At 73.0% G+C, this 14,440-nt stretch carries 13 protein-coding genes; 9 read left to right on the top strand and 4 right to left on the bottom strand.

What is annotated here, in order from left to right; all coding sequences use genetic code 11:
* Window positions 1–79: 79 nt before the first annotated feature.
* The 6 genes from IG02_RS0111120 to IG02_RS0111145 all read left to right on the top strand — a co-directional run bounded on the left by IG02_RS0111120 (window position 80) and on the right by IG02_RS0111145 (window position 6,325).
* Window positions 80–1,324 (top strand): extracellular solute-binding protein, encoded by a 1,245-nt coding sequence (locus tag IG02_RS0111120; RefSeq protein WP_030744897.1) that lies wholly within the window; start codon window positions 80–82, stop codon window positions 1,322–1,324.
* A gap of 287 nt (window positions 1,325–1,611) precedes the next feature.
* Window positions 1,612–2,598 (top strand): carbohydrate ABC transporter permease, encoded by a 987-nt coding sequence (locus IG02_RS0111125; RefSeq protein ID WP_037802798.1) that lies wholly within the window; start codon window positions 1,612–1,614, stop codon window positions 2,596–2,598.
* Window positions 2,595–3,551: a carbohydrate ABC transporter permease gene (locus IG02_RS0111130; protein ID WP_030744901.1), complete on the top strand. Its 957-nt coding sequence runs from the start codon at window positions 2,595–2,597 to the stop codon at window positions 3,549–3,551. The genes IG02_RS0111125 and IG02_RS0111130 overlap by 4 nt, the downstream gene beginning before the upstream one ends.
* Window positions 3,552–3,695: 144 nt before the next feature.
* Entirely contained in the window at window positions 3,696–4,421 is a 726-nt protein-coding gene (locus IG02_RS0111135) for a ferritin-like domain-containing protein (protein WP_051764838.1), read from the top strand.
* A complete protein-coding gene (locus IG02_RS39175) occupies window positions 4,418–5,299 on the top strand; it encodes a ferritin-like domain-containing protein (protein WP_234314701.1) in 882 nt (293 codons plus the stop codon). Before IG02_RS0111135 ends, IG02_RS39175 begins: the two co-directional genes overlap by 4 nt.
* 114 nt (window positions 5,300–5,413) lie before the next feature.
* Complete coding sequence (locus tag IG02_RS0111145) at window positions 5,414–6,325, top strand: endo alpha-1,4 polygalactosaminidase (RefSeq protein WP_030744906.1); 912 nt, start codon at window positions 5,414–5,416, stop codon at window positions 6,323–6,325.
* Window positions 6,326–6,373: 48 nt separating this feature from the next.
* Here the strand turns inward: IG02_RS0111145 and IG02_RS40565 are convergent, their stop codons facing one another.
* The 3 genes from IG02_RS40565 to IG02_RS0111160 form a co-directional block, all read right to left on the bottom strand.
* The gene (locus IG02_RS40565; RefSeq protein WP_063756762.1) at window positions 6,374–6,811 is read right to left on the bottom strand and encodes a hypothetical protein; all 438 of its coding nucleotides are present in this window, start codon (window positions 6,809–6,811) and stop codon (window positions 6,374–6,376) included.
* A 312-nt stretch (window positions 6,812–7,123) separates the two neighbouring features.
* A complete protein-coding gene (locus IG02_RS0111155) occupies window positions 7,124–7,816 on the bottom strand; it encodes an HAD family hydrolase (RefSeq protein WP_030744910.1) in 693 nt (230 codons plus the stop codon).
* Between the two features lie 195 nt (window positions 7,817–8,011).
* The gene (locus IG02_RS0111160) at window positions 8,012–9,061 is read right to left on the bottom strand and encodes an AfsA-related hotdog domain-containing protein (protein WP_078854389.1); all 1,050 of its coding nucleotides are present in this window, start codon (window positions 9,059–9,061) and stop codon (window positions 8,012–8,014) included.
* Window positions 9,062–9,176: 115 nt separating this feature from the next.
* Here IG02_RS0111160 and IG02_RS0111165 point away from each other — a divergent pair, with 115 nt between their 5' ends.
* Window positions 9,177–9,884 carry a ScbR family autoregulator-binding transcription factor gene (locus IG02_RS0111165; protein ID WP_051764843.1) on the top strand — a complete coding sequence of 236 codons (708 nt, stop codon included), beginning with the start codon at window positions 9,177–9,179 and terminating at the stop codon, window positions 9,882–9,884.
* An 80-nt stretch (window positions 9,885–9,964) separates the two neighbouring features.
* Window positions 9,965–10,903: an LLM class flavin-dependent oxidoreductase gene (locus tag IG02_RS0111170; protein WP_051764845.1), complete on the top strand. Its 939-nt coding sequence runs from the start codon at window positions 9,965–9,967 to the stop codon at window positions 10,901–10,903.
* 185 nt (window positions 10,904–11,088) lie between these two features.
* Here the strand turns inward: IG02_RS0111170 and IG02_RS0111175 are convergent, their stop codons facing one another.
* Window positions 11,089–12,789, bottom strand: a complete 1,701-nt coding sequence (locus IG02_RS0111175; protein ID WP_030744919.1) for a hydrogenase maturation protein — start codon at window positions 12,787–12,789, stop codon at window positions 11,089–11,091.
* A 392-nt stretch (window positions 12,790–13,181) separates the two neighbouring features.
* Between IG02_RS0111175 and IG02_RS0111180 the strand changes: the two genes are divergently transcribed.
* On the top strand, window positions 13,182–14,366 hold the full coding sequence (locus tag IG02_RS0111180; RefSeq protein ID WP_030744921.1) for a cytochrome P450: 1,185 nt from the start codon (window positions 13,182–13,184) through the stop codon (window positions 14,364–14,366).
* Window positions 14,367–14,440 lie beyond the last annotated feature (74 nt).

Here is a 14,440-nt window from a genome sequence, read left to right on the forward strand (position 1 = left end):
ACCCCACCCCTTCGGACCGGGCCTCATCGGCCCCTGACGAACCGCGCCCGCACCACCCAATGGATTCATGGAGGAATTCATGGTCACCCGCACGGCTGTCGCCGCCCTCGCCACCTGCGCGGCACTGCTGGCCGCCACCGGCTGCTCGTCCAGTTTCGGCAGTGGCAAGGAGGCGGAGCAGGACAAGAGCGAGAAGCAGCGGCTCCGAGTGCTGATCGCCACCTCCGGCGACGCCGAGACCAAGGCAGTCAAGGACGCCGCCGCCGCGTACGCCGCGAAGTCCGGCAACACGGTCACGGTCGAGATCGCCAAGGACATGAACCAGCAGCTCGCCCAGTCCTTCGCCGGGCACAAGCCGCCGGACGTCTTCTACGTCAACTCCGACCAGTTCGCGAACTACGCCAAGGGCGGCTCGCTCCACGCCTACGGTGATCGGATACCGGACGCGGACGACTTCTCCGAGCAGCTGCGCGCCTCCTTCTCGTACGACGGGAAGCTGGTGTGCCTGCCCAAGGACACCTCCACCCTGGCGCTCGCCGTCAACACCGACCTGTGGAAGAAGGCGGGGCTGACGGAGAAGGACTACCCCAAGACCTGGCAGGACCTGGAGACGGTGGCCGGCAAGCTCACCGGCGACGGGGTCACCGGCCTGGTCACCAGCGACGAGTACCAGCGGCTCGGCGTCTTCATGAAGCAGGCGGGCGGCTGGCTCACGGACGCGGACCAGACGAAGATGACCGCCGACACCGCGCAGAACGCCGAGGGACTGAACTTCGTGAAGTCCATGCTGGCGTCGGGCTCGATGAAGTTCGCCAAGCAGGTGGACACCAGCTGGGGCGGTGAGGCGCTCGGCAAGGGCAAGGCCGCCATGACCATCGAGGGCAACTGGCTCGAAGGCGGGATGCGGCTCGACTACCCGGACGTGAAGTACGCGGCGGTGCCGCTGCCCGCCGGTCCGGCCGGCCCCGGCACGCTGGCCTTCAGCACCTGCTGGGGCGTCGCCGCCGAGAGCGCGCACCAGGCCGCGGCCGTCGACCTCGTGACGTACCTGAGCTCCGCGGACCAGCAGCTGAAGTTCGCCGACGCGTTCGGTGTGATGCCCTCGCGCACCAGTGCGCTGGCGGCCTACGCGAAGCAGGAGCCGGCCGCCAAGGCCTGGGTGGACGGCAGCGCCTACGCGCAGGGGCCGGTGACGATCGCCGGCTTCGACAAGGTGCTCAGCCAGTTCAACACCGACCTCCAGTCGCTGCGCACGGCGGACCCGAAGAAGATCCTCGCCGATCTCCAGCGCAACGGCGAACAGGCGATCGCGAAGGGCGAATGAGCCCGATGTCCTTCCGCACGACACGCACGGCCCGTACGCGCGGTACGCCGGGTACGCCGGGTGCCTCCGGTACATCCGGCACGCCGGGCGCATCCGGTACGGACGCGCGGACGGCCTCCACCACGGGCCGGAAAACCTCTCGCACCGACGAGAGCTCCCGAACGACCGGCTCATCGGGCGAACCTGACACGCCCGGTGGGACCGGTTCGACCGCGACGTCCCGCGCCCGCGCCCCGCGCGCGGGGCGTCGCGGTGAAGGCGCCTGGGGCTGGCTGTTCGTCAGCCCCATGGTGCTGATCCTCGGCCTGTTCCTGGTGCTGCCGATCCTGATGGCACTGTGGGTGAGCCTGCTGCGCTGGGACGGGCAGTCCAATCCGTTCAGCGCCCAGGCCGACTTCGTGGGCCTGGACAACTACCGGACGCTGTTCACACAGGACGGACTCGACCGGACGCTCTTCGCGACCGCCCTGCGCAACAACGCCTACTACGTCCTGCTGACCGTGCCCCTCCAGACGGGACTGGCGCTGCTGCTGGCCCTGATCGTCAACCAGAAGCTGCTGCGCGCGCGGGGAGCCCTGCGCACCGCCTTCTTCTTCCCGTCGGTCACCAGCTCCATCGCCGTGTCCACGGTCTTCCTCTTCCTGTTCCAGGGCAGTGGCGCCGTCAACACGCTGCTGTCCTGGATCGGGGTGAAAGGCCCGAACTGGTTCGCGGACTCGCGCGGTGTGCTCTCCCTGGCCCTCGGCGGCCTCGGCCTCGTCGATCCGGACCGGCCCACGGGGGCGCTCGCCGAGCACTCCTTCATGGGCCTGTCCTGGTTCGAGTGGCTGTCCGGACCGTCCGTGGCGATGTGCACGATCATCCTGCTGGCCGTGTGGACCACCTCCGGCACCTTCATGCTGATCTTCCTCGCGGCGCTCCAGGACATCCCGAGGGAGCTGGAGGAGTCGGCCGCGCTGGAGGGCGTGAACCGCTTCCAGATGCTGCGGTACGTGACGCTGCCCGCGCTGCGTCCCGTGCTGTTCCTGGTGCTCACCCTGGGGCTGATCGCCACCTGGCAGGTCTTCGACCAGGTGTACGTGATGGGCCAGGGAGCCCCGGGCAACACCACGCTGACGCCGGCCTTCCTGTCGTACTCGGCCGGATTCGACAACGCCGACTTCGGCCAGGGCGCGGCCATCGCGTTCGTGCTGCTCGTGCTGATTCTGTGTCTGACCGCGTTCCAGCGCTGGGCGCTGCGGGAGCGCGGCACACGCACCGGGAGGAACCGATGAGTGCCAGGACCGCCGCCGTGGAGAAGGCCGACCGGCGGTCCGGCCGGGACGCGCGGGTCCGCGAGCGCCGGGCCGTCCGGGACCGGGGCCGCCCCGTCCTCGGCCGGTTCCCGCTCCCCCTGCGGGTGCTGGGGTACGGACTGGTGGTGGGGATCGGGCTGCTGTACCTGCTGCCGTTCGTGCTCCAGCTCGTGACCGGGTTCAAGACGGACCCGGACGCCGCGGCGAACCCGCTCTCGCTGTTTCCCTCTCCCCCGACGACCGCGGCCTACCAGCGGCTGTTCGGGCTGAGCGAGTCGGCGGACGGGGTGCCGTTCCCGCGCTGGCTGGGGAACTCGGCCTTCGTGGCGGTGCTGGTCACGGCGGGCCGGGTGCTGTTCAACTCGATGGCGGGGTACGCGCTGGCGCGGCTGCGCTTCCCGGGCCGCTCGCTGCTGTTCGGCTTCGTGCTCGCGGTGATGGCGGTGCCGCCGGTGGCCCTGCTCATCCCGAAGTTCCTGGTGCTCAACACCTTCGGGATCTTCGACACGTACTCCGCCATGGTCCTTCCCCTGCTGGTGGACGCGGCGGGCATCTTCATCATGAAGCAGTTCTTCGAGTCGGTGCCGCCGGAGGTCGAGGAGGCCGCGCGGGTGGACGGGGCCGGCGTGTTCCGGATCTTCTGGTCCGTGGTCCTGCCGATGGCCAGGCCCGCCCTGATCACCGTGACGATCCTGGCCTTCCAGGGCTCGTGGAACGAGTTCACGCACTTCCTCGTGGCCACCCAGTCCGGCCAGTACGAGACGCTCACCACGGGACTCGCGCGGTTCGTCTCGGGCGGGCTCGGCGGCGGTACGCAGTACCCGCTGAAGCTGGCGGCGGCCCTGCTGTCGACGCTGCCGGTGGCGGCGTTGTTCTTCTGCTTCCAGCGCTACTTCGTGAACGGCGCCAACTCCGGGGCGGTCAAGGAGTGAGCGAGCACCGGGCGCGGCTTCGGCCGTGGGGGTGAAACACCCCCGGCCGTGCCGGTGCGGTCGGCGCTCTCCGGCGGCCCGCTGGCGAATGTGTCGGTGCGAGGCCCGCGGCGGCGCGGGGCGCCGAGAGAGACGGGGTACGAGATGGGTCGTCCGGAACAGGCCGGCGCCCGGTGGGTCCGCGAGACCGCCGGGCGCCCGGGCGGCCGGTGGCGGCGGCCCGCCACTTCGCCCTCACCCGACGTATCGTCCACGTCCGCGGCGGCGCGTGGCACCGCCCACGAGATCGCGGCGCTGAGCGCGGCGGCTGCGCTGGAGAACCTGGCGGTCTCCGTCCACCGGACCGCCCGCTCCCTGCCGTTCGTCAGGCACGGCGGACGCGCGCTCACGGACGTCCTGGACGCCGCGCGCCGCCATCACGAGGAGCACGCCAGGCGGTTCGACGCCGCCGCCGTCCGGGCGGGCGGCAGGGCACGGCGCGGTACCGACCCGGCCTACGCCCGGCCGGTCGAGCGGTCGTTGCGCGCGGTACGCACCCCGATGGAGTTGATCAAACTCCTGCTCGCGCTGGAGGACCTGGCCGCGCGGACGTACACCAAGGACATGGGCGAGGTCGACGACCCCCGGCTGCGGCGGCTGTTCGGGTCCGTCGCCCCGGTCGAGGCCCAGCACCGGGCGGTGCTGCTGGCTCTGGAGGCCCTGTCCGCGGCGGGGGACGACGCTCTGACCGCGCTGCCCACGGACGCCGCCGGTCTGCCGGCGTCCGTGGGCGACGCGGGCTTCCCGGAGACCTTCTGTCCCAGCACGCCGCCCGCCCCGGCCGCCCTGGCCCTGCCGGTCGCGCCCCTCTCCGCAGGCGGGGCGCGATGACCCGGGACCGTGGAAGCGATCCGTCCCGGCGTACGGGCAGGACCCTCATCACCGGCACCGGCACCGGCACAGACGCCGACACCGACACCAGACCCGGCCCGGGCCCCGCCCCCGGTCCGGGCCGACGGCTGCTCCTGCGGGCGGCCGGGGGCATGGGGGCCGGACTCCTGCTGGGCGCCTGCGCGGCCGAAGGACTCCGGACGGCCGGGGCACCGGCCACCGGACTCCCGAGCACCTTTGGGTCACCGGGTGCCCTGGGGGCGGTGGGAGGACCGGGACCATCAGGAGCCTCGGGGACTCCAGGAGCCCCCGGGGCCCCCGGATCGCTCTCGTCTCCCCCACCGCCGGCGCCGCAGTCGGGCGCGGACGCCACCTACACCGGTGATCTACGGCTCGTCGCCCTGTCGGCCGCCCTGGAACACCAGGCCGTGGGCGTCTACGCGGCGGCGCTGACCACGCTCAGAACGGGCCGGCTGGGCTCCGTACCGGCCGCGCTGGAATCCTTCCTCACCAAGGCCATGGCCCAGCACGCCGACCACGCCACGGCGTGGAACGGGGTCCTGACCGGCGCGGGCCGGTCGCCCCTCACCGGCGTCCCGCTGTCCAACCAGCGGGAGGTCGCCTCGGCCCTGGAACACGCCGGCCACGTGAGCGATGTCGCCAAGCTGGCGCTCCAGCTGGAGGAACAGGCCGCGCAGACCTGTCTCTTCGCGGCGTTCGAGGTCAAGGACCCCGCGGGCGCCAGGACCGCGGCCACGGTCGCCCCGGTGGAGGCGATGCACGTGGCGGTCCTGCGCCTCCTGCTCGGCCGGCCCCCGGTCCCGGACGCGCTCCTGCCCGTCGACCGGGCGGCCGGGCCGACCCTCCTGACCGTGTGAGAACCCGCCCGTCCGCCGGACCGTCCGGCGGGCGCCGGGGTGCGGACCGTACCGGTCAAGCGCTGGTGGAAGACTTGGCGGGTCCGTCGCACCACCACCGGAATCGAGACCTCCGTGCGCCACCTCCCCCCGCCCCGCCTCCGCAGACCCTCCTCGGCCGGGCTCGCGGCGCCGCTGGTCGCCCTGGCACTCGTGCTGACCGGGTGCTCGGCGAGCGCGGATCCCGGAAAGGACCCGGCGCCCCAGGGCGGCGCGGAGGCGAGCGGCTCCGGGGCGGGCGCCGACCGGGACACCGGTGACGGGGAAATACGGCCGCCGGAGGCCCGCGCGGCGTTCGACTACCAGCTGGGCGGCCCGTACGAGCCGCCCGAGGGCGTGACGACGGTCGTCAGGGACCGTACGGCGAAGCCCGCCCCCGGCGCGTACAACATCTGCTACGTCAACGGCTACCAGACCCAGCCGGACGCCGTCGACTGGTGGCACGAGAACCACTCGAGCCTGCTGCTGCGTGACGCGGACGGCGAACTCGTCGTCGACGAGGACTGGGACGAACCGCTCCTCGACACCTCCACCGCCGAGCGGCGCGAGGAACTGGCCCACTACGTCGGCGGCTGGATCGAGGGCTGCGCCGAGAAGGGCTTCGACGCCGTCGAGATCGACAACCTGGACTCGTACCTGCGCTCGGACGATCTCCTCGACCGCGATCAGGCCGCCGCCTTCGCCGAGCTGCTGGCCGACCGCGCGCACCGGGCGGGCCTGGCCATCGGCCAGAAGAACGCGGCGGACATGGTGGGACAGCGCGCCCGCATCGGCTTCGACTTCGCCGTGGCGGAGGAGTGCGCGCGCTACGACGAGTGCGACGCGTACGCCGACGCCTACGACGACCGGGTCCTGGTGATCGAGTACCGCGCGCAGGACCTCACCACGGCGTGCGACCGGTGGGGCGACCGGCTGTCGATCGTGCTCCGGGACCGGGATGTCGTCCCGGCCGGGGAGAAGGGCCACGTCAACGAGCGCTGCGCCTGACGTCCCGCGGCCCGCGCGCGCCGCGACGACCACAAGAACGGAAGCCTCCTAACCCCGGTGGCCGGGCCATCGGGGGAAGCGGGAACCACGGCGGCCGGGCGGCGGCGGAGAATCACGGGGCGAGGACGGACGAGGAGGAGACGGGGCCGGCCCCGGGGGCCGGACCCTGGGCCCGCCCCCGGGCGGGGTGTCCGTGGGCGGGTGCAGCCCCTCCTTGTCGTAGCGGGTGGCGGCGACGGCCTCCACCAGTTGTTCGTCGGTGAAGCCCTCGGAGCCGGGTATCTGCGGCACGAAGCCGACCAGGACCCCGTCCTCGACGACCTCCGCCCGCAGTCCCAGGGACTCGTCCGTGTCCCAGACGGCCTCGCCGCCCTCCATGAGCACGACCTGTATCCCGAACTGGTACACCCCGAGGTGGGCCGTGTGCGCCATGACGCCCCGGGCCCGCAGCGCCGCCACGAGTCGGCCGGCCCGTTCCTCATCCATTCGACGGCCTCCCCGGTGTCCGAGACGGCCGGGACACGGCCGCCTTCAGGCGGATATGAGCCATGGCATTCATGGTAGGCCGACACGCCGACGGCGCGCCTTCCCGTCGCTCACGCACGGCCGCCCGCCCCGCGGCCCCGCGTCACCGGCCGCCGTGTCAGCCGCCCCTTGTGCCACCGGCCCTTGGTTCACGGTCCACCGGAGCCGGGCCGTACGGGTCCGCTCGTGGACGGCCGTACGACCCGGTCCCGGCGACGCCCGGCCGCGGGGCCGCGCTTCCCTACCGGCCCCCCAACGCGGCCGGGAGCCCTTTCAGCCCGACGCCTGCGCCGGGATGCGGGCGCCCGCCCAGTCCCGTACCTCCGGCTCGGCCAGCGAGCGGACCCACAGGTCCACCAGTTCCAGCGTGGGCTCCCCGGGCCGCGGCCCGACGCCCAGGACCCGCAGGCCGGCCCGCTGCGCGGCCAGGATCCCGACGTGCGAGTCCTCGACCGCCAGGGTCTCGGCCGGATCGGCGCCGCACAGCCGCGCGGCCGTGAGGTAGACGTCCGGCTGCGGCTTGGGCCGGATCTCGTCGTCGGGCACCACGATGTGCGCGAAGTGCGAGCGCAGCCCCGCCGTGCCGAGGCAGGACTCCACCACTTCCCTCGGGCAGTTGCTGGCGACGGCCAGCGGCGCGAACGTGGCCGCGTCCGCGACGAGTTCGCACGCGCCGGGCATGGTCACGGGAGCGCCGGTGACGAGGTCGACGAAGTGCGCGAGCAGCTTGCCGGTCATCTCGGCGGTGAGTTCCGGGCGGCCCGCCTCGGTGGCCATGAGGCGCCCGCACTCGGTGTAGTGGAGTCCCTTGGCCCGCTCCGCGAAGGTCGGCGACGGGGTGGATCCGTACTCGTCGAGGACGCGGACACGCGCGTCCTGCCAGTGGATTTCGGTGTCCATGAGAGTGCCGTCGCAGTCGAAAACAACGGCCGCGGGAGTCCAGGAAAGGATGCGTCGGTCTGTCATCCGCTTTGCTTTCTGTTCAGCGAGCCCGGAAAGCGGCAGCGCCGGCCGGCGCGACGACGCGGAGCAGTGCGGGCACGTGGGTTACCCGCTGACGAGCGGGCGCGGTTCCGGGCGGGCACGGCCCTTTGCCGAAGGCCAGTTCCCGTGACCCAAGAACATAACGATCGCTACGTTAGAGAATCCGACTCTCGGTAGTCAAGGATTCACATTAAGTGTCTCTATCTGATTATTCAGGTTTTCATAGCGCAGGACGCCGAAAGCTTTCTGTTGCCCGTCCTGGAGAAACCGGAAGACGCAGGCCGTGTCGCGCGGAACGCACAGGACGCGTGCGGGCGGCCGGTATTCGACGAAGCGCGCGGCGGTCAGCCGGCCCGCGGTCGGGCGCAGCAGGACGCCACCGCTTTCGAACGCCGCGGCCTGGCGGGCGGCTTCCAGCAGGACCATGCCCGGCACATGGTCGGTGGGGTGGTCGAAGAAGAACGGATGGTGCGGGTCCACGGGCTCCACCAGGACCGGGTGCCCGTCGAGCCGGCTTCCGCCGGACCGCTTCCCGTCGGCCCGCTCCCCGTGCGACCGCTTCCCGTCGGCACGGCTTCCGCCGGCCCGGCCTCCGTCCGTCCGGATCACGAGGTCGCGCGGCCCGGCCGCCCCCACGCGGCGCGGATCGGGGCGGGCGTGGCCGTCGGACCGGGCCGGGAGGGGCGCCGCGCCGTGCGCCCGCCCCTCCCGTACGGCCTCGTACCGTACGGGGTCCAGGAACCGCGCGCCGCCCCCGGCCCGGGCGAAGAGCACCCCGCCGGCCAGGCAGGAGACGTGCAGCCGCAGCCCGAAGACCGTCCCGTCGGAAGCGCGGCGCACCTCGCTCGCCCGTACGAGACAGGTGACTCCGGTCGCGCCGGATTCCGCGCGCGGTTCGGTCATCGGGTCGATGGCGTACCGCAGATCGGTGATGAGCGCGTGCGCGTCCGCCGAGACCGCGAAGTAGCGCAGCGGAATGTAGATGCCGAGCTGACGGAGTGTCTCCACGACCATCAGCGGGCTGTGCCGCCCGTCGCCGTCCCGCGGAAAGGTGGGGTGGGACCGGGGCCAGCAGGCGGCGGCCACGTACCGGCCGTCCGCCAGCCGCCGGACATCGGTGAGCAGCACCTCCGCCACGGAGGTACGGTGCACCAGCTCGCGGGCGACGGTGCGTGACCACGACAGCGGCCGGGTTCCCTCGACGGGACCACCCACCGATATCTTCATGCGACAAGAACACCGCAATTCCGCGAGAAGCGCACCCCCGGACGCGTCCGTCAGCCCCCGGCGAAAAGCGCTACATTGCGCTCTGTCATGACGGGCGGTCATTCATCGACCGGGGATGTGCGGGGGTATCCACGTGCGGGTTCGGGCTGAGCAGGTTCGTGCGAAAACGACGCGCAGGTTTCTCCTGGAGACGGCGGCACGCCTGTTCGACGAACGAGGGTATGCGGGGACCAGCATCAGCGATATCAGCGCGCGGTCGGGACGTACCAGCGGCGCCATCTACTTCCACTACGCGAGCAAGGAGAATCTCGCCCTGGCGATCGTGGAGGAACATTTCGCGACCTGGCCCGCGCTGATCGACCGCTACCGCGCCACCGGGCACCCGGCGCTGGAAAGGCTCGTGGCCCTGAGCTTCGAGGTGGCCCGGGCCTTCCGCGACGATGTGATCATCCGGGCCGGCTCCCGCCTCTGGAGCGAGCGCAGGGCCATCGACGCCGCGCTGCCGCGCCCCTTCGTCGGCTGGCTGGAGACGGTCGCCGAGCTGCTGACGGAGGCACGCGCGGAGGGCGACCTCGCGCCCGGGGTGCGTCCGCAGGTCGCCGCGTACGGACTGGTGTGCGCGTTCTTCGGGCTGCACACCGTCTCCGACGCCCTGGAGGGCCGCCGGCAGATCGAGGAGGAACTGCACGATCTGTGGGGGCTGCTGCTGCCCGCCCTCCAGAAGGACCCCGATCCCGCCGCGCTGCTCACACGGGTGTGCGGACGCAGCGGCGGCGCGTGCTGCGGGGAACCGGCGAACGGCGCGCGGGCGATGTCCTCCTGACCCGCCGCCTCCCCCCCGGCCCGTCGCGGCTGCCCTCTCGCCCCCTGCCCCGGAGCCGGGCCGGCCTTTAGGGTGACGGCATGACGAGCGCACCCCGTGCCTTCGAGGCAGGATCGCCGGAAACCGAGTCCGCGCGCCGTATCGGCGTCATGTTCGACCGGGAGCAGCGTCCCGAGGACCTCGCCGCGTTCGCCGCCGCGGCGGAGGACCTCGGCGTGGACGACGTGTGGGTGGTTGAGGACCTTGCCTGGGCCGGGTCCGTCTCCTCGGCGACGATCGCCCTGGCCGCCACCGAGCGGCTGCGGATCGGCATCGGCATCGTGCCCGCGCCCCTGCGCAACCCCGCGCTGCTCGCGATGGAACTGGCCACGCTGGCCCGGGTGTACCCGGGCCGTCTGATCGCGGGGATCGGGCACGGCGTGGCGGACTGGATGGCCCAGGTCGGCGCCGCCTCCCCGGCGAAGCTGGCGCTGCTGGAGGAGACCATCACCGCGGTAAGGGGCCTGCTCTCCGGCGAGCGCACCACGGTGGACGGGCGGGCGGTCCGCGTCGACGGCGTCCGGCTGGTCCATCCGCCCGCCGTACCGCCGCCGCTGGTGGCGGGGGTCGTACGGCCCCGGTCGCTGGAGCTGTCCGGCCGGGTGGCGGACGGCACGGTCATGGCCGAGGGACAGGGGCCGAAGGCGATCGAGGCCGCGCTCGCCGCCATCGCCAGAGGACGGGCGGCGGCCGACGCTCCCCGCCCGCACGAACTCGTCGTCTTCACCCACCTGTGCGTGCACGACGATCCGGACCGGGTCGCCACCGCGACCGCGCCGGTGGTCGAGGAGTACACGGCATGGCTGGGCGTCCCGCCGCAGGACGTCTTCCTCGCCGCCGGTGACGCGCCCGCGGCGGCGCGGCGCATCGCCGACCTGTGGGGTGCCGGCGCCGGCACGGTCGTGCTCCGCCCGGTCGGCGAGGACCCGCTGGGCCAGGTGCGCGCCGCGCTCGACGCGCTGAACGCGCCGGGGGCGTGACCGGTCCACACGACCGGCCCGCGCGAACCGGTCCATGTGAACGGCCTATGTGAACAGCCCATCTGAACGGCCCACGTGAACGAGGGGACGATGCGCACGGCCGGCACACACGGATCGTTCACGGGGACGCCCGTCAACGGTTCGCGGACGGCCCGGACGCGGCCCCGCCCCGGCCGCCGGGCCGGTCAGGCCCCCAGGTGCGGTGGCGCGGTCCGTACGGGCCGCTCACGGACGAAGGCGGCGCGCAGCGCGTGGTACGGCTCGCCCCGCCCGAAGAAGTTCTTGTGCGCCAGCTCCAGTTCCTCCACCCGGTAGGCGGCGAGCGGCTTGACCGCCTCGTCGCGGTCCCGCGCGGCCTTCTTCGCCGCGATCCGCTCCTGCACGTCCACCGTCGCGGCGAGCGCCCGCGCCTGCCGGACGGTCTCCGCCGCGAACTCCCCCGGCGCGACGTCCAGGACCCGGTCCACCAGCCCGATCCGCCTCGCCATGGCCGGGGTCACGGGGATGGCGCGCTGGGTGAGGCGTACGGCCGCCGGCCGCCCCACCCGGCGCGGCAGGCTGTACGTCCAGTACTCCGAGCCGTGCAGCCCCATCCGCCGGTAGTGCGGATTGAGCAGTGAACCGCCCCGGCACCAGACCTCGTCCGCCGCCATCGCCAGCATCGCGCCGCCCGCCGCCGCGTTGCCCCCGATCGCCGCCACCACGAGCCGGTCCGTGGTGGTCAGGATCCGTTCCACCAGGTCGTGCATCGCGTTGACGTTGGCCCAGGACTCCTTGGCGGGGTCGGCCGCGGCCTCGATCACATGGAGGTGCAGCCCGCCCGCGAACACGTCCCGGCCGCCGCCCAGTACGAGCACCGACGTCGGCCGTGACCGCGCGTAGCGGTAGGCGTCGGAGAGCCGTCGGCAGTGGTCGGTGCTCATCGCACCGCCGGGGAAGGCGAACCGCAGGAAGCCCACCGGGCCGTCCTCCGCGTAGCGGATGTCGCTCCAGGTCCGCCGGTGCTCCGGCAGATGCAGCGGCGCGGGCGCCTCGGGCAGGCCGGCGAGGGCGTCCGGCCGGGCGCCCAGCGCCAGGGTCGCGGGGAGCTTGAGGGGCAGGGGCCCGCCCGCGCGGCGCCCGCGCCGCAGCTCGGGGATCCATACGGCGCCGTCCACGGTCGCGCGGCAGACGGCGCCGGCGCGGGTGGCCAGCAACGCGCCGGGCACGCCGCGCAGTTCGTCCTCCGGGTGGCCGCCGTGCAGGAACCATTCCTCGCCGCACAGCGTGTCCAGCACCCCCGGCCGGGAATCCGCCGCCCGCAGCTTCCTCACCACCGTGGCCGTCGTGTCCTTCCGCCAGTCGACACCTCGTACCCGCTGGTCCAGGTACGGCCGAGGGCGGTCGGGAGCATCCTGTGGCGCGCCGGGCCGGGGCCTCGGCGGGTGGCCGCCCGACGTACGGACGTCGACGGCGCGCAGCACGGCCGTCAGCGCGGCGTCGGAGATCTCGTTGCGGTACAGGTCGCTCTTGCCGGCCGGCGGCAGCGGGCAGGGGACGAAGGCCCAGACCGGGCCGCGGTCCATCTCCTCCTCGGCCTGACGCACGGTCACCCCCCAGGTGGTACGTCCCTCGTGGATCGCCCAGTCCAGGCCGGAGGGGCCGCGGTCGCCCGGCGGGCCGGGGTGCACGATCAGGCAGGTGTGCGCCGAGCGGACGTCCCGGGGGATGTCGGCCTTGAGCATCGGGGCGATGATCAGCTCAGGCGCGTGCCGGCGTACCGCGTCGCGCAGGGGATCGTCCCCGACCGCGAGATGGACGTCGAGGCTGTGGCCCCGGTCGGCCAGTTCGGCGTAGACGCGCTGCGTCAGGCTGTTGAAGGCGCTCGCGAGGAGCAGGATCCGCATGTCGGCCTCCCGGACCCGCCGTGCCCCCGGTGATGTGGAACAGGGAAATGGGAAGTGGAGAAGGCGCGCTTCGGGAAGAAGGCGAACTCGGGACGAGCACGTACGTCGGGGAGCGGGGCACGGCAAAGAACCATCGTGTCCTCGTGGGCACCGGTCATGGCGGGGACTCGCCCCGCGTTCCCCCGTCCGGGCGACGGACCGCGGTACGCCGATGACGTGCCCGGGCACCCCCGGGCGTGGGAAAGGACCACTCCTGTGGGTGGTCTTCCCCGTCCTCGCCCCCCGTCGCGGAAGTAATGCGGCTATCACGGGAGGGCCTGGGCCAGGCCATGTCAGGGCGGGTCGCGAAAGTTCCGCCCCGAGCCGCTTCGACCTCCCGAGGAGAGACGTGCATGCCCCGTGCCGGTGAGCTTCCCCACTACCCGTTCGGTTTCCGCGGCGACGAGCTGGCGGACGCGTTACGGGGCTTCCTCGCCGACGCCCCGGTCACCCGTGTGGTGACCAACGGCGGCTGGCCGGCCTGGCTGGTGACCGGGTACGCCGCGGCCCGCGAGGCCCTGAAGGATCCCCTGCTCAGCCGGAGCAGGGCCGCGGATCCCGCGATGCCGCGGGAGGAGAAGGATCCGCCGCCGCTCACGGTCGTCGGCACGATGCACCTGCTGCGCGGGGCCGGGCTCCGGGAGGAGGCCGTCAAGGGCATGGGGCCCAGGCAGCCGCACGTGTCCCTGGAACGGGTGCGCGAGATCGCCGACACCCTGCTCGCACGGATGCTCGCCCGGGGCGAACCCGCCGATCTGGTGGCCGACTTCGCGCTGCCCTGGGCCGCCGAGGTCACCTGCGAGCTGCTGGGCCTGCCGGTGCGCGACGCCCCGGAACTGGCCGGCTGGTTCGGTCTGCTGGCCACGGGAAGGGCGATGGAGGAGCATCTGTTCGACGACTGGACGAAGGCGATGCGCCACTTCGAGGAGCGGATGGCCGTCATCGGCACGGACGGGCTCCTCGGCCGCCTGGTCACGCTGAACCGCTCCTCCGACCGCCCGCTCGGCCATGACGACCTCGTCGAGATCGCGGTGTTCCTCTTCCTCTCCGGGCTCGGCAACCCGGCGGCCTTCCTGGCGCTGTGCGCGCTCGTGCTGGCGCGTGACCACGAACTGGCCGCCCGGCTTCGCCGGGAGCCGGAGGCCCTGCCCCGGGCGCTGGAGGAGCTGTACCGGTGGTCGGTGATGCTGGGGGACTCCATCACGCGGGTCGCCGCGGCGGAGACCGTGGTCGGCGGAGTCACCGTGCGGGCCGGGGAGTTGGTACTGATCTCGACCGACGCCGCCAACCGTGACCCGGCGGTCTTCGACCACCCCGACCGCCTGGACATCGACCGTCCGCCGGTGCCGCACCTGCGGTTCGGCCAAGGACGGCACTTCTGCCCGGCCGCCGCGCTCAACCGGGCCCAGACCGAGAAAGCCGTACGGGCGCTGCTCGACGCGGTGCCCGGGCTGCGGCTCGCGGTCGCTCCGGAGGAGATCCGCTGGCGCGAGGACCACGCGGTGCTGCTGCCGGAGGCCGTTCCGGTGCGCTGGTGACGATTCCGGTACGGCCCCGGGCGCCCCGGTTCCGGAGCACGGTGCCCGGGGCCGGGACACGGGTGGTACGGCCC

This window comes from Streptomyces sp. NRRL F-5135 (genome assembly GCF_000719775.1).
Classification (GTDB): Bacteria; Actinomycetota; Actinomycetes; order Streptomycetales; family Streptomycetaceae; genus Streptomyces; species Streptomyces hebeiensis.

Excerpts from the sequence above, each read along its gene's own strand:
- IG02_RS40565 (WP_063756762.1), bottom strand. The coding sequence starts at position 6,811 with ATGGATGAGGAACGGGCCGGCCGACTCGTGGCGGCGCTGCGGGCCCGG.
- IG02_RS0111135 (WP_051764838.1), top strand. The coding sequence starts at position 3,696 with ATGGGTCGTCCGGAACAGGCCGGCGCCCGGTGGGTCCGCGAGACCGCC.
- IG02_RS0111125 (WP_037802798.1), top strand. The coding sequence starts at position 1,612 with ATGGTGCTGATCCTCGGCCTGTTCCTGGTGCTGCCGATCCTGATGGCA.
- IG02_RS0111160 (WP_078854389.1), bottom strand. The coding sequence starts at position 9,061 with ATGAAGATATCGGTGGGTGGTCCCGTCGAGGGAACCCGGCCGCTGTCG.
- IG02_RS0111155 (WP_030744910.1), bottom strand. The coding sequence starts at position 7,816 with ATGACAGACCGACGCATCCTTTCCTGGACTCCCGCGGCCGTTGTTTTC.
- IG02_RS0111120 (WP_030744897.1), top strand. The coding sequence starts at position 80 with ATGGTCACCCGCACGGCTGTCGCCGCCCTCGCCACCTGCGCGGCACTG.
- IG02_RS0111170 (WP_051764845.1), top strand. The coding sequence starts at position 9,965 with ATGACGAGCGCACCCCGTGCCTTCGAGGCAGGATCGCCGGAAACCGAG.
- IG02_RS0111165 (WP_051764843.1), top strand. The coding sequence starts at position 9,177 with ATGTGCGGGGGTATCCACGTGCGGGTTCGGGCTGAGCAGGTTCGTGCG.
- IG02_RS0111180 (WP_030744921.1), top strand. The coding sequence starts at position 13,182 with ATGCCCCGTGCCGGTGAGCTTCCCCACTACCCGTTCGGTTTCCGCGGC.
- IG02_RS0111130 (WP_030744901.1), top strand. The coding sequence starts at position 2,595 with ATGAGTGCCAGGACCGCCGCCGTGGAGAAGGCCGACCGGCGGTCCGGC.
- IG02_RS0111175 (WP_030744919.1), bottom strand. The coding sequence starts at position 12,789 with ATGCGGATCCTGCTCCTCGCGAGCGCCTTCAACAGCCTGACGCAGCGC.
- IG02_RS39175 (WP_234314701.1), top strand. The coding sequence starts at position 4,418 with ATGACCCGGGACCGTGGAAGCGATCCGTCCCGGCGTACGGGCAGGACC.